11 protein-coding genes and 2 pseudogenes are annotated in these 14,050 nt (G+C 67.1%); 8 read left to right on the forward strand and 5 right to left on the reverse strand.

The annotated features are described in order from the left end of the window. The first annotated feature begins 73 nt into the window (after positions 1–73). From pruA to BVC93_RS18390, 3 genes and pseudogenes are all read left to right on the forward strand, one after another. Positions 74–1,701 (forward strand): annotated as a pseudogene (gene pruA, locus BVC93_RS18380) (L-glutamate gamma-semialdehyde dehydrogenase). Continuing rightward, the gene (locus tag BVC93_RS18385) at positions 1,701–2,663 is read left to right on the forward strand and encodes a proline dehydrogenase family protein (protein ID WP_083741141.1); all 963 of its coding nucleotides are present in this window, start codon (positions 1,701–1,703) and stop codon (positions 2,661–2,663) included. The pseudogene pruA and the gene BVC93_RS18385 overlap by 1 nt, the downstream one beginning before the upstream one ends. 14 nt (positions 2,664–2,677) lie before the next feature. Further along, positions 2,678–3,538: an alpha/beta fold hydrolase gene (locus tag BVC93_RS18390; protein ID WP_197687503.1), complete on the forward strand. Its 861-nt coding sequence runs from the start codon at positions 2,678–2,680 to the stop codon at positions 3,536–3,538. On the opposite strand, the gene BVC93_RS18395 is transcribed toward BVC93_RS18390, so the two are convergent. Next, positions 3,526–4,035, reverse strand: coding sequence for a hypothetical protein (locus BVC93_RS18395; protein ID WP_083738733.1), 510 nt, complete (start codon positions 4,033–4,035; stop codon positions 3,526–3,528). The two genes, BVC93_RS18390 and BVC93_RS18395, sit on opposite strands and share 13 nt — an antisense overlap. A gap of 573 nt (positions 4,036–4,608) precedes the next feature. Between BVC93_RS18395 and BVC93_RS18400 the strand changes: the two genes are divergently transcribed. The 3 genes from BVC93_RS18400 to BVC93_RS18410 are packed head-to-tail and all read left to right on the forward strand — an operon-like array spanning position 4,609 to position 8,176. Then, the gene (locus BVC93_RS18400; protein ID WP_083738734.1) at positions 4,609–5,988 is read left to right on the forward strand and encodes a GntP family permease; all 1,380 of its coding nucleotides are present in this window, start codon (positions 4,609–4,611) and stop codon (positions 5,986–5,988) included. Positions 5,989–6,014: 26 nt separating this feature from the next. Continuing rightward, the gene (locus BVC93_RS18405) at positions 6,015–7,238 is read left to right on the forward strand and encodes a CaiB/BaiF CoA transferase family protein (RefSeq protein ID WP_083738735.1); all 1,224 of its coding nucleotides are present in this window, start codon (positions 6,015–6,017) and stop codon (positions 7,236–7,238) included. Continuing rightward, positions 7,235–8,176: a hydroxymethylglutaryl-CoA lyase gene (locus BVC93_RS18410; protein WP_083738736.1), complete on the forward strand. Its 942-nt coding sequence runs from the start codon at positions 7,235–7,237 to the stop codon at positions 8,174–8,176. Before BVC93_RS18405 ends, BVC93_RS18410 begins: the two co-directional genes overlap by 4 nt. A 54-nt stretch (positions 8,177–8,230) precedes the next feature. Here BVC93_RS18410 and BVC93_RS18415 read toward each other — a convergent pair whose 3' ends face one another. The 3 genes from BVC93_RS18415 to BVC93_RS18425 all read right to left on the reverse strand — a co-directional run bounded on the left by BVC93_RS18415 (position 8,231) and on the right by BVC93_RS18425 (position 11,301). After that, positions 8,231–9,016: an IclR family transcriptional regulator gene (locus BVC93_RS18415; protein WP_083738737.1), complete on the reverse strand. Its 786-nt coding sequence runs from the start codon at positions 9,014–9,016 to the stop codon at positions 8,231–8,233. Positions 9,017–9,041: 25 nt separating this feature from the next. After that, positions 9,042–10,697 (reverse strand): nucleobase:cation symporter-2 family protein, encoded by a 1,656-nt coding sequence (locus tag BVC93_RS18420; protein WP_083738738.1) that lies wholly within the window; start codon positions 10,695–10,697, stop codon positions 9,042–9,044. A gap of 64 nt (positions 10,698–10,761) precedes the next feature. Continuing rightward, positions 10,762–11,301: an NUDIX domain-containing protein gene (locus BVC93_RS18425; RefSeq protein ID WP_083738739.1), complete on the reverse strand. Its 540-nt coding sequence runs from the start codon at positions 11,299–11,301 to the stop codon at positions 10,762–10,764. Positions 11,302–11,332: 31 nt separating this feature from the next. Here BVC93_RS18425 and BVC93_RS18430 point away from each other — a divergent pair, with 31 nt between their 5' ends. Both BVC93_RS18430 and BVC93_RS18435 read left to right on the forward strand, forming a co-directional pair. Further along, positions 11,333–12,733: an acyl-CoA synthetase gene (locus BVC93_RS18430; RefSeq protein ID WP_083738740.1), complete on the forward strand. Its 1,401-nt coding sequence runs from the start codon at positions 11,333–11,335 to the stop codon at positions 12,731–12,733. Next, a complete protein-coding gene (locus BVC93_RS18435; protein WP_083738741.1) occupies positions 12,730–13,077 on the forward strand; it encodes a VOC family protein in 348 nt (115 codons plus the stop codon). The genes BVC93_RS18430 and BVC93_RS18435 overlap by 4 nt, the downstream gene beginning before the upstream one ends. A gap of 15 nt (positions 13,078–13,092) precedes the next feature. Here the strand turns inward: BVC93_RS18435 and dapD are convergent. Continuing rightward, a pseudogene (gene dapD / locus BVC93_RS18440) lies at positions 13,093–14,036 on the reverse strand (2,3,4,5-tetrahydropyridine-2,6-dicarboxylate N-succinyltransferase). Between the last annotated feature and the right edge of the window lie 14 nt (positions 14,037–14,050).

Consider the following 14,050-nt stretch of genomic DNA (forward strand, 5'->3'; position numbering starts at 1 on the left):
TCTACTATCTGAGGCAAGGATGTTTGGCTGATCGGCTAAGCGTGCAGCGTGGCGGCTGCGGGAACCTAGTGACATGGACGCCATCACCGCAGTTCCGCCGGCCACCAACGAACCGGTCCATGAGTACGCCCCCGGCTCTGCTGAACGCGGCCGGCTCACCGCCGCCCTGCGCGACCTGGCCGTCGAACCCCGCGACCTGCCTCACGTGATCGGCGGTGCCCACCGCATGGGGGACGGTGCCCGCATCGACGTGGTGCAGCCCCACAACCACCACGCCGTGCTGGGCACCCTGACCAATGCCGGGACGACGGAGGCCGCCGCCGCCGTCGACGCCGCACTGGCTGCCAAGGCCGCCTGGGCGGACACGTCCTTCGACGAGCGGGCCGCGGTTTTCCTGCGCGCCGCCGACCTGCTGGCCGGACCGTGGCGAGAAACCATCGCCGCCGCCACCATGTTGGGCCAGTCCAAGACCGCCTATCAGGCCGAGATCGACGCCCCATGTGAACTCGTGGACTTCTGGCGCTTCAACGTCGCCTTCGCCCGTCAGATCATGCAGCAGCAACCGGCCAGCGGCCCCGGGGTGTGGAACCGCACCGACTACCGGCCGTTGGAGGGATTCGTCTACGCCGTCACTCCGTTCAACTTCACCGCCATCGCGGGCAACCTGCCCACCGCCCCGGCACTGATGGGGAACACAGTGGTGTGGAAACCGTCTGTCACCCAGAGCTTTTCGGCCTATCTGACCATGCAGGTGCTCGAGGCCGCGGGCTTGCCGCCCGGTGTCATCAACCTCGTCACCGGTGACGGCTACGCCGTCTCCGACGTGGCGCTGTCCGACCCCCGGCTGGCCGGCATACACTTCACCGGTTCCACCGCCACTTTCCAGCACCTGTGGAAGGAGGTCGGTACGAACATCAACCGGTACCACACCTACCCCGACTGGTCGGTGAGACCGGCGGCAAGGACTTTGTGGTGGCGCACAGCAGCGCCCGCCCGGAGGTGTTGCAGACTGCCCTGATTCGCGGAGCCTTCGACTACCAGGGGCAGAAATGCTCGGCCGCTTCGCGGGCGTTCATCCCGCGGTCGGTGTGGGCCCGGATTGGTGATGACTTCCTCAGCGCCACCGAGGCGCTGAGCTACGGCGACGTCACCGATCTGTCCCACTACGGAGGCGCGCTCATCGATGAGCGGGCGTTCGCCAAAAACGTCGCCGCCATCGAACGGGCCAAGGGCGCGGCCGGAGTGACGGTGGCCGCGGGCGGTGAATACGACGACAGCGAAGGCTATTTCGTCCGCCCCACGGTGCTGTTGTCCGACGATCCCCGCGACGAGGCCTTCTCGACGGAGTACTTCGGGCCCATCCTCGCGGTGCACGTGTACCCCGACGACCAGTACCGCGACATCCTCGGCGTCATCGACACCGGCTCGAAATACGGTCTCACCGGCGCGGTGATCGCCGATGACAGGGCAGCGATTGTCGAAGCCGAGAACCGGTTGCGTTACGCCGCTGGCAACTTCTACGTCAATGACAAGCCCACCGGCGCGGTGGTGGGGCAGCAGCCCTTCGGCGGATCGCGGGCCTCGGGCACCAACGACAAGGCCGGTTCGTCGCTGAACCTGCTGCGCTGGACGTCGGCGCGCTCCATCAAGGAGACCTTCGTGGCACCGACCCGGCACACCTACCCGCACATGGAGCCATGATGTCCCTCTTCGCGAAAGTCGCCCGCCCCACGATCCTGGCGGCCGGCCGGTCCTCTCGCCTGCGCCGCACCGCCGAACGGGTACAACTCACCCGCACCGTGGTCAACCGCTTCGTCCCCGGTGAGTCGATTGGCGACGTGATGGATTCCGTTGCTGTGCTGCGGGACTCGAAACGGTTCGTCACCATCGACTACTTGGGTGAGGACGTCGCCGACACTGACGCAGCAGACGCCACGGTGGCCGCCTACCTGCAACTACTCGATGCGCTGGGCGAACGTGCCGAGACGGCAGTCGGACCGCAACCACTCGAGGTGTCGCTGAAGCTGTCCGCACTGGGGCAGGCGCTCCCGCGCGACGGCGCCAAGATCGCGCTGGAGAATGCCCACACCATCTGCGCCAAGGCGCGCGACGTCGGCGCCTGGGTGACGGTGGACGCCGAAGACCACACCACCACCGACTCGACGCTGTCCATCGTGCGAGACCTGCGCGTCGAGTTCGACTGGCTGGGCACGGTTCTGCAGTCCTACCTGCGGCGCACCAGGGCCGACTGTGCCGAGTTCGCCGCCTCCGGCGCCCGGATCCGGTTGTGCAAGGGCGCATATGACGAACCGGCGTCGGTGGCGTTCCGCGACGCCGACGACGTCACCGACTCGTATGTGACGTGCCTGCGAATCCTGATGGAGGGCCGGGGTTATCCGATGGTGGCCTCGCACGATCCCGAGATCCTCGACCTGGTGCCCGGCCTGGCCCGTGAATACGGACGTGGTACCGATGAATTCGAATACCAGATGCTGTACGGCATCCGGGATGCCGAGCAGCGTCGCCTGACCATGCGCGGTGACCACCTGCGAGTGTATGTGCCCTTCGGCACCGAGTGGTACGGCTACTTCGTCCGCCGCCTCGCAGAGCGTCCGGCCAACCTGACGTTCTTCCTGCGGGCACTGGGGGAGCGCCGACGGTAGGTAGGCTCATCGGCGTGACCTCGCTTCCGGGTGCCGGCCTGCTGGGCGACGACGTGATGGTGACGACGCCCGGCGGCCGGCGACTGCGCACCATGGTCGACGGTGACGGCGACACGTTGGTGGTACTGGAAGCGGGGCTGGGAGCCAGCGCGTTGTATTGGCACGCCGTTGTCCAGTTGCTGCGCAATGATTTCCGCGTGGTGGCCTACGACCGGGCGGGCATGGGTGGCAGTGATCCGTTCGACGGGCGCCGCACGCTGGATGTCCTGGCAGCAGATCTCCGCTCCGTCATCGACGCCTTCCCGCACCGGAGGGCGATCCTGGTGGGGCACAGTTGGGGCGGTCCGATCGTGCGGGTGGCCGCGGTCGGGCGTGACGATGTGGCCGGGCTGGTGCTGGTGGATCAAAGTGATGAGAACGACCCGATGTTCTTCGAGCCAGCCGTGCGGTGGCAGTTCGCAGTGCAGTCCCGGGTCGTTGTTCCGTTGGCGCGGTTGGGACTGCTGGCGCGCATGGCCCGTTCGAGCCTCGAGCGGCTGCCGCAGCGGCTGCGTCAGGCGGTGGTCGAGTCGTCCTACAGCCCACGCGCCGCCGCGGCGGTGGCCGCCGAGGAACGCGAGGTGGTCTCCGAGTTGTCGGGACTACTGCAGCGCCCCTTGGCTTTCGGCGATCTCCCGATCCGGGTGATCTCCGGTCAACGGGCCGGTCGGTTCGAACGGCGCATGCGCGCGGAACTGGTGCGCGCGCATCTGGCGACCGCGCAGGCACATGCGGGCGCCGAATACGTTCCCGCCCGCACTGCCGGGCACATGGTCCCCATCAGTGAACCGGAGCTCATTGCGGCCCAAGTGATCGAGGTGGCTCAGGCGGGGTAGGCCGCCACCGGCATGATGACGTTGCCGCGGCAGGCGCCGGCGAGGATGTCGGTGTGCCAAGTGCCCTGCAACGAGCCATCGGGCTGCGGTGTGTAGAACACCCACGACTGCGCGGGACTGAACAGTCGCGGGGCGCCCTCGCCGTGGTAGCACTCCCACTGCCAGTCGTAGGCGAACATCCACTGCGTTCCGTCCCACACGTACCGCTGCGGTTGTGGAATGGTCGGGTTGCTCGGGGCGGGGCCGTCGACGACGGTGGCCACGCAGCGAGACGAGCACTGCGTGACGAAGGTGTACTGGGCGCTGAAATTCGGCTCGGGCTGCTGTGCCGCCGCGCTGGTACCCGCCTTCTGCGCGGCGTATGTCACCACGGTGAACCGTCCCGACCAGTTTTGACCCGCCGCGTGCGCGGTGACCACCGACGTGCCCATACCCGCGGTGATCGCCAGCACGGCGATCACCGCGCGCCACTGGGTGCGCAGACGACGGACGGCCATGTTGTTCCCTATGCTCGGTGCTCGAAACACCACCGTAATAGCCGCATCTGACCGAATTCCGCCTGGAATCGACGCCGTCGTCAGTCGTTATGGAGTCGATGCACGACGGTGTCGGTGGCGTTGCCGGAGCGGAGAACCGGGGCAGGTTGCGCCGCCGCGGCGGCCTGCAGCCGTCGGGAATGCCCATCCGTAGGGGGCAGTACATGCTCCACCGCGGTGTGCGCGGCTTGTTCTTCTGGTCGGGTGGCCGGTGTTCAACCCTCTCGACGACCGCGCGGTGCCGCGGCTGGAGTATCGGCACTGTCAGACCTGCAGTGCAGCAGAGCTTTTGGAGCGCGCACTGCGTACTGCGCGCTGCTGCAGGCCACACCGCTGGTGCCCGCACTGCCGCCGGCCGGGGCGTGGACCAGCGTCAAAACAAGGGGTGGGATGCCGCCCCACCTGGCGTATTGCTTATATGGTGAGTATATGTTCATATTGTAAGCGTGACGTGGTTCGCGTCACACCCCGCGTAACGTGAGCCGGGGGTCATGCATCCGCACCACCGTTGGTGCGAATTGATGGAGAAAGCGCATGTCAGACATCGCGATCATGATCAACACGGCTGTCGCCATCCTGGCCGTCGTCGTGCTGATCGTTCGGTTCAAGTTCAACCCGGTGGTGGCTCTGGTACTCGGGTCGCTCTACCTGGGCCTGTCCACCAAGCTCGGCATCGAGCAGACCATCGATGCCGTCACCGGGGGCTTCGGTGAGATCATGGCCGAGGTCGGTTTGCTGATCGCCTTCGGCGTCCTGATGGGCGCCATGCTGCAGGAGATGGGTGCCATCCAGCGCCTGGTCGCGACGCTGCTGAAAGTGTTCGGCCCCAAACGGATGCCGTATGCGATGTCCTTGACCATCGCCACCTTCCTGCAGTCGATCTTCCTCGACGTGCTGCTGGTGATGTCTGCTCCACTGGCCCGCGACCTGTCCAAGAAGATCGGCAAGAACGGCACCGCCCGGATGGCCACCGCGATGGCGATCGGGCTGGAGTGCGGCATCGTCTTGACCGTCCCCGGCGTCGCCGCGCTGGCACTCGCCGGTGTGCTCGGCGTGCCGCTGGGCAAGATGCTGCTCTTCGGTGTCGCGCTGGTGATCCCGACAGTCGCGATCTCGGTGGCCATCATGTCGTTCCTGTTCAACCATGGCTGGTGGGACCCCGAGAAGGACGAGCAGGAGTTCCTGGGCGGCGAACCCGAGCCAGACGGCTCGGAGACCTCGCCGGCAGGCGGTGTCGCCGTGGCCACCAAACCCACCCGCGTGCGTGCCCACACCCCGTTGATCGTCATCTTCGGGCCACTGCTGATGTCGCTTCTGCTGATCGCGACCGGCGCCATTCTCGACGTCGCCGGCATCCACACCCCGGTGGTGACTTTCCTGTCACAGCCCGTTGTGGCCTTGCTGCTCGGTCTCATCGGCACCAGCCTGATCGGACGGTATGCCTTCGGCGCCCAGCACATCGAGCGCGCCATCGCCACCGGCTTCAAAGAGAGCGGTCAGATCCTCATCCTCACCGGTGTCGGTGGATCGTTGGCCGCGACCATCAAGGCCACCGGACTCGGTGACATCCTGGGGCAGTACTTCACCGCCAGTCACGCTGCGCCGCTGCTGATGGTGTGGGCGGTGGCCGCAGTGCTGCACATTGCCGTCGGCTCGGTCACCATCTCGGCGATCACGGCAGCGGGCATCCTGGCGCCGGTGGTCCCGATCCTCGGCATCGACCCGGTGATGCTGGCACTTGCGGCCGGCGCGGGCTCGCTGTTCGCCGTCCACGTCACCAGCAACACCTTCTGGCTGCTGCAGTCGCTGCTGGGGCAGAGTTCCCGCGGCACGCTCAAAACCTGCACCGTCGGCGTCTCGGTGGCGTCCGTGGTGGCCATCCTGTTGATCCTGCCGATGAGCGCGCTGGTCTGACCAGCTGCAGAAGAGGAGGAAAGTTGATGTCCGACAGCACTATTCGACCGCTCGACGGTGTTCGTGTCCTCGAACTCGGCAACTACATCGCCGCCCCCACCGCGGGGCGAATGCTGGCCGACTTCGGTGCCGAGGTCATCAAGGTGGAACGGCCCGAGACCGGCGACGAACTGAGGAACTGGCGCCTCTACGCCGGCACCACGTCGATGCTCTTTCGCACCATCAACCGGAACAAGAAGTCCATCGTGCTCGACCTCAAGACCGACCGAGGTCGCCAACTGGTGCTGGACCTGGTGCGGCACTGCGACGTGCTGCTGGAGAACTTCCGGCCCGGCACCCTGGAAAAATGGGGCCTGGGACCGGAGGTGCTCAACGAGGCCAACCCCGATCTGGTGATCACCAGGATCTCGGCGTTCGGCCAGACCGGACCGCTGTCGAAGCGTCCCGGATTCGCCGCCGTCGCCGAAGCCGTCGGCGGCCTGCGCGAACTCGTCGGCGACCCCGACCGCCCCCCGGTGCGTGTCGGGGTGTCGATCGGCGACTCGATCGCCGGGATCTATGCGGCCTTCGGCACCGTCATGTCGCTGTTCCAGCGCGAGGCCAACCGGAACTCCGGTGGTGCGCCAATCGAGTTGCAGCAGCGCATCATCGACGTCGCACTCAACGAGTCCATCCTGTCGGTGATGGAGTCCCTGGTGCCGGACTATCTCGCCTACGGGGTGAAGCGGGAACGTGTCGGCGGGCGGATGGAAGGTATCGCCCCCACCAACGCCTACCCCTGCAGCGACGGGGCCAGCATCATCATCGCGGGCAACGGTGACGGGATCTACGGCCGGTACATGCAGCTCATCGGCAGGCCGGATCTGGCCGGCGACCCTGACCTGCAGACCAACGCCGGACGGTGGTTACGGCGTGACGAACTGGACGCCGCGATCGGCGAGTGGACCCGTCGGCACACTCGCGACGAGGCACTGGCGCTGCTCGACGAGGCCGGGGTGCCGTCCGGCCCCATCTACACCGCGGCCGATATCTGCACCGACCAGCAGTACGCCGCACGAAACATGATCCAGGACTTCGCCGTCGACGCCGGCGGGGATCATCTGTCCACCGTGGGATTTCCCGGCATCGTTCCGGTGATCGGCCAAGCCTCACTTCCCATCCGCAACGTAGGACCGGATCTGGGTGAGCACACCGAGGACGTGCTCACCGAACTGCTCGGCAGCGACGCGACCACAGGAGCGCACGAATGACGCATCCCTACTCACCCCGCGCCGGACTTCGTGACGTCACCTTGCGTGACGGCCTGCAGTTGACCGGCAAACTGCTGTCCACCGAGCGCAAGGTCGAGATCGCCAGGCAGTTACTGGCATTCGGGGTTCCGGAGCTGGAGATCGGCTCGATGGCCCGCGGGGACCTGGTGCCGCCGATGGCCAACACCCTCGACGTCATCGGCGAGCTCACCTCCGAGGAACTGGAACGCTGCTGGGTCTGGGTCGCCACACCGCGTCACATCGAGAAGGCCGCCGCTGCCGGAGCCCGCCGGTTCCAGTACTGCCTGTCGGCCTCGAATGCGCACAACCAGGCCAACATCGGGCGTCCCACCGAGACCAGCATCGCGGCCTTCCCCGACGCGGCACGCATCGCCCACGATGTCGGGGGTTCCATCGAACTGTGCATCGCCACCGCGTTCACCTGCCCCTTCGAGGGTGAGGTTGCGCTGGAATCGGTGATCGCCATCGCCGATGACCCCCGCACGGAAGGAGCCGCCGACCTGGTGCTGTGCGACACCCTGGGTCAGGCGGTGCCGGCCCAGGTGACCGCACTGTTCGACGCGGCACGGACGCGGACACCCCAGCGACGCTTGGTGTTCCACGGACACGACACCTGGGGCCTCGGTGTGGCGAACACGCTGGCCGCCATCAACGCCGGGGCAGAACTGGTGGACGGCTCCCTGGGCGGTCTCGGAGGTTGCCCCTTCGCGCCCGGCGCCAGCGGCAACACCTCGAGCGAGGACCTGCTGTTCGCCACCCAGCCGCACTGGTTCACCCCGGACACCTTGGCGGCCATGGTGGGACTCACCGACACGATGCTGGCCGAGCTCGGCGAACCCAACCGCTCCAAGACCGCCCAGGGCGCCCGCTCGGAGGCACTTGCCTTCCCGTGGGTGATGGCCGCCGAAACCGCCTGATGTCGAACGATTCGCCGGACACCGCCACCCGCCGTCACCGGCAGGCGTTGACGCTCACGCGACGATTCGTCCGCCGAGGGTTCGGGTGACCTGCTCGGCATACCCGACCAGCAGGTCCACCCATTCCTCGCATTTCGCCAGCGGCAGCCGCAGGGTGGGGCCGCTGATCATCAGGGCACCGACCACGTCTCCGGCCGAGTCGAACACCGGAGCCGACAGGCCCGACGCGGAATCCTCGCGCTCACCCGCACTGATGGCATAACCGTCGGCCCGCGCCTTCGCGATCAGGGTGCGCAGTTCGTCGGCACTGGTGACCGTCGTGTCCGTCATCGACTCCAGCGGCCCGGCCAGGATCTGTTCGGCCAGATGGGGATTCCACGCCAGCAGCACACGCCCGGCAGACCCGACGTGCAGCGGGATGATCTTGCCGACGTGCATCTCCCGCCGCAGTGCATGGCGCGTCTCGGCAATGGCCACGCACACCCGGTACCTGTCCTCGACCCGGAAGAAGCACGCGGTTTCGCCTGTGGTGTCGCGTATTTCGGCGAGCACCGGCTTGAGGATGGTCAGGATGTCGAGATCCTTCATCGCGGATGCGGCCCAGTACGCCATCCGGGTCCCGATTCGTACCTGATCGCCCACCCGGTCCAGGAAACCCTGGGCGGCCATGTTGGTCACCAGCCGCTGCACCGTGGACGTCGGCAGTCCTGTGGCCTGCTGGAGCTCACCCAATGTCATCGACGGTTTCGACAGCGAGAACGCGTCCAGGATCTCGGTGATCTTGCCGAGCACCAGCAGTGGTTTGTGCTTGCTGGCGGAGTCATCGGCATCGATTGACATCCAGCTATTTTACGCAGCCGCTTCCTCAGTCCCGGCTGCGCTTGGAGAACCGGCCTTCGGTCACGTCGTCCCACTTCTCGTAGACGGTGGCCACCTGCGGGTTGCCCTGCTCCCGGATCCAGTCGCAGGTGGCCCGGTCCGTCGAGGGGTTGGTGACGATGATGGTGTGCAGCTCGGGGCGTTCCTCGGCCAGCGCGCGCAGCCGCTCCGGTGGTGTCGAGGGATCGGCTGCCCGCAGCGCATCCAGCGGGTCGGGCAGCGCACCGCGGGGTGCGTCATAGGCCGCCAACTGCGAATCCTCTTCGGGTACATCTCGTTTGGTGTTCAACAGCAGATTGAGCACGATCGCGGTGATGGCACCGGCGGAGATGCCGGAGTGGAAGACGGTCTGGAACCAGTCCGGGAACTGGTAGTACAGGTCGAGTGCGACGTTGACGGGCGTGTCGGCGATCTCGCGGTTGGTGTAGTACAGCTTGGCCTCGGTCAGCATCGCGACACCCACCGAGATGGCCACCACCAGGATGTTGGTGTTGTCGAATTTCACCTTGGTCAGCGTGCGCACGCCACTGGCGGCCACCATGCCGAACAGAGCGACACCCGCACCCCCGAGTACGGGCAGCGGGATGCCTTCGACCACCGCCGCCATCTTCGGCAGCAAGCCCAGCAGCACCAGGATGACACCGGCGACGGTCGCCACGTGGCGGGTCTTGACACCGGTGATGGCCACCAGACCGACGTTCTGCGCGAACGCCGTGTAGGGGAAGGTGTTGAAGACGCCGCCGATGACGGTGCCCAGCCCGTCGGCCCGCAGTCCGTCGGCCAGCCGCTGCGGGGTGATCTTCTCGTCGACGATCTCGCCGACGGCCACGATGTCACCCGTGGTCTCCGTCATGATCACGATCGCCACGATCAGCAGGGCGATGATGGAGCTGACCTGGAAGGACGGCAGCCCGAACTGGAACGGCGCGACGAATCCCACCCAGTCGTAGTCACCCATGTGGCTCCAGTCGGTCATCCCCAGCGGGATCGCCACGACGGTGCCGATCATCAGACCCAGCAGGATCGACACCCGGCGCATGCCCTCAGGGGCGAACCGCTCGATAGCGATGATCACCACGAGGGTGAAGAACCCCATCCCGATGGCCTTGGGGTCACCGAAGCTGGGCCCGGTGCCGCCGCCGAACCAGCCGGCCGCCACCCGCATCAGCGACACCCCGATGATCAGGATGATGGTGCCCGTGACCAGCGGCGGGAAGAACCGGATGAGCCTGCCGAACACCGGCGCCAGCAGCATCATGAACAGACCGCACGCGATCACCGAGCCGTAGATGGCCGTCACACCGTGGGTGGTGCCGATGGTGATCATCGGACCCACGGCGGCGAACGTCACCCCTTGCATCAGCGGCAGGCGCACCCCGAACCGCCAGAAACCGACCGCCTGGATGATGGTCGCGATACCGGCGACGAACAGGTCGGCCATGATCAGGTGCACGATGTCGGACTGCTGCAGCTGACCGGCGCCCACCATGGCGCCGCCCACGATCAGCGGCACCGCCACCGCGCCGGCGTACATGGCCAGCACGTGCTGGATGCCCAGCGGGAGCAGCCGCTTCAGCGGGGGGATGTCGTCGACGGGGCGCTGCGCCGGCCGCCCTTCGGTGACAATTTTCGCCAGGGTCATTGCGTCATCTTTGGTGCCCCGCGTTTCGTGAACTTTCCGCAGCGATGACCGCTGTATTACATGGTTACCGGCGTTCGTGCAGTTGTAGCAGCGTCCACGCCGCGATCGACTGGGCGTCGGTGATCTCTCCGGAGCGGATCATCGCCTCGACCGCGGCGCGCTCGAACCAGGCGCTGCGCAGATCCTGCTCCTCGAGCTCCAGTTCGGGCTCGCCCTCGGTGAGGCCCGTGGCCAAGAACACCCGCCCGCGCTGGCTGCTCATTCCCGGTGCGACGTCCAACATCCCCAGCGGTGTCATGGTGGTCGCCCGCAGCCCGGTCTCCTCGCGCAGCTCGCGCTCGGCCAGTTCAGCGGGCTCCAGTTCCGCACGGTCGGGTGCGGTGCCCTGGGGAAACTCCCACCGCCGCAACCCGAGGGGGTAGCGGAACTGCTCCACCAGCCGGAAGGAATCCTCGTGGCGGGCGATGATCAGCGCATACGTGGGCTTGTCCACCACACCGTAGATTCCGGTGGACCCGTCGGGCCGGTGAATCGTGTCTTCGCGCAACGTCATCCAGGCGTTGCGGTAGGCCTCGCGAGTACCGGTGCACCGGATGTGATTCATGCGGCCATTATCGCCGGGTAGCGTCTTGTGCGTGCTGTTGGCATCTCTGAACCCGTCTGCGGTCGCCGGTGGCGCCGACATCCCGAACGCCGTGACCGTCGGCGACACCACGCTGAGTCGCAGCGACCTGCTCGGTGCGGCGACGTCGGTCGCCGAACGGGTGGGCGGGGCGTCGCGCGTCGCCATCCTGGCCACGCCCTCGGTGACGACGGTGCTGGCGGTGACCGGGTGCCTGATTGCCGGCGTCCCGTTCGTCCCGGTGCCGCCGGACGTGGGCGTCGCCGAGCGAGCCCACATCCTGTCCGACTCGAAGGCGCAGGGCTGGCTGGGCGAGGTGCCCGACGATGCAGGCGGGCTGGGGCACATCCCGGTGCGGGTGCACGCCCGCTCCTGGCATCGTTACGCCGAGCCGCACCCCGACCGCGCCGCGTACATCATGTACACCTCCGGGACCACCGGTGCGCCCAAGGGTGTGCAGACCTCTCGACGGGCCGTGGCTGCCGATATCGACGGCCTCGCCGCGGCCTGGCAGTGGAGCCCCGACGACGTGCTGGTGCACGGGCTGCCGCTGTTCCACGTCCACGGCCTGGTGCTGGGCCTGCTGGGGTCCCTGCGAATCGGAAACCCCTTCGTGCACACCGGAAAACCCAAGCCGGAGCTGTATGCGGCCGCTGGCGGCACCATGTACTTCGGAGTGCCGACGGTGTGGTCACGGGTGGTTGCCGACCCGTCCGCGGCGCGGGCACTCTCAGCAGCGCGATTGCTCGTCTCCGGTAGTGCCGCGCTGCCGGTGCCGGTGTTCTCCCGCCTGGTTGAACTGACCGGACACACCCCCATCGAGCGGTACGGCAGCACCGAGTCGCTGATCACGCTGAGCACGCGCGTCGACGGTGAACGTCGCCCCGGCTGGGTCGGTCTCCCGGTGGCGGGAGTGCAGACCCGGCTGGTGGACGAGGCCGGAGCTGATGTTCGGCACGACGGAGAAACTCTGGGGCAGTTGGTGGTTCGCGGACCGATGCTGTTCGACAAGTACCTGAACCGCCCCGAGGCCACCGCTGAGGTGCTCGACGACGACGGCTGGTACCGCACCGGTGACATCGCCGTCATCGATGACACCGGCATGCACCGCATTGTCGGTCGTGAGTCCGTGGACCTGATCAAGTCGGGCGGCTACCGCATCGGAGCCGGTGAGATCGAGACGGCTCTGCTGGGGCATCCCGGAGTGTCCGAGGCCGCGGTGGTGGGTGTGCCCGATGACGACCTGGGGCAACGGATTGTCGCCTACGTGGTGGGAACCGCCACGCCGGAGGAGTTGATAACCCATGTCGGCGAACAGCTTTCGGCGCACAAGCGCCCACGTGAGGTGCGTCTGGTCGACGAGTTGCCGCGCAACGCGATGGGCAAGGTGCTCAAGAAGGAGCTGATGCGATGAGCCTTCGTTTGACCGAGGTGTGCATCGACGCGGTCGACGTCCACAGCCTCGGCCACTGGTGGTCGGAGGTTCTGGGCTGGCCGTCCGAGGTCACCGAGGACGGCGACGTGCAGTTGAGCCCGCCCGACGGAGGACCGGTCTGGCTGTTCCTGCCGGTGCCGGAGGGCAAGAGTGTCAAGAACCGCCTGCACTTCGACTTCACCCCTGACGATCAGCAGGCCGAGGTGACCCGACTGGTCGATCTCGGAGCGCGGCACGTCGACATCGGGCAGGGCGAGCAGTCCTGGGTGGTGCTCGCCGATCCCGAGGGCAACGAGTTCTGCGTGCTGTCAGCCCGCAGCTGACTCATGCTCGCCGCCCTAGTTGGCGTGCAGTGCCTCGTTGAGGGTGATGCCCTTGCCCTCGCGGGTGACGACCTCGACCGCGCCAGTCAGCGAATTGCGGCGGAACAGCAGGTTGTTGGCGCCGGAGAGCTCGCGCGCCTTGACCGTCTTGCCGTCACTCAGGGTCACTTTGGTGCCCGCGGTGACGTACAGCCCGGCCTCGATCACGCAGTCGTCGCCCAGCGAGATGCCCAGCCCGGCGTTGGCGCCCAGTAGGCACCGCTTGCCCACGGAGATGACCTCGCTGCCACCACCGGACAGGGTGCCCATGATGGATGCGCCGCCGCCGATGTCGGAGCCGTCGTCCACCACCACGCCCGCCGAGATGCGGCCTTCGACCATCGACGAGCCCAGCGTGCCGGCGTTGAAGTTCACAAAGCCCTCGTGCATCACCGTGGTCCCCGACGCGAGGTGTGCGCCGAGGCGGACGCGGTCGGCGTCGGCGATCCGCACCCCGGCGGGAACCACGTAGTCGACCATGCGGGGGAACTTGTCGACGCCGTACACCGTCACCGGTCCACGCTTGCGCAGCTTCGCCCGGACGAACTCGAAGCCCTCGACCGCGCAGGGGCCGTAGTTGGTCCACACCACATTGGCCAGCAGCCCGAAGAAGCCGGCGGCGTTGAGCCCGTGCGGCGGGACCAGGCGGTGCGAAAGCAGATGCAGCCGCAGATAGACGTCGTAGGCGTCCGCGGGGCGTCGTCGAGGGAGCCGATCGAGGTGCGTACCAATACCGTCTGCACGTCGCGGTCGTCGTCGCGACCGGTGAGTTCGGCCAGCTCCGCGGTGGCCTCGGCCACCGAGAGCTGCACGGTGCCAGGCACATCGACATCACCGAGTTCCGGCGCGGGGAACCAGGCGTCGAGCACAGTTCCGTCGGCCGCCAGCGTTGCCACACCAATACCCGAAGCTCCAGTCACGATGCACCAGGCTA

This window comes from Mycobacterium sp. MS1601, assembly GCF_001984215.1.
In the GTDB taxonomy this organism is placed as follows: Bacteria; Actinomycetota; Actinomycetes; order Mycobacteriales; family Mycobacteriaceae; genus Mycobacterium.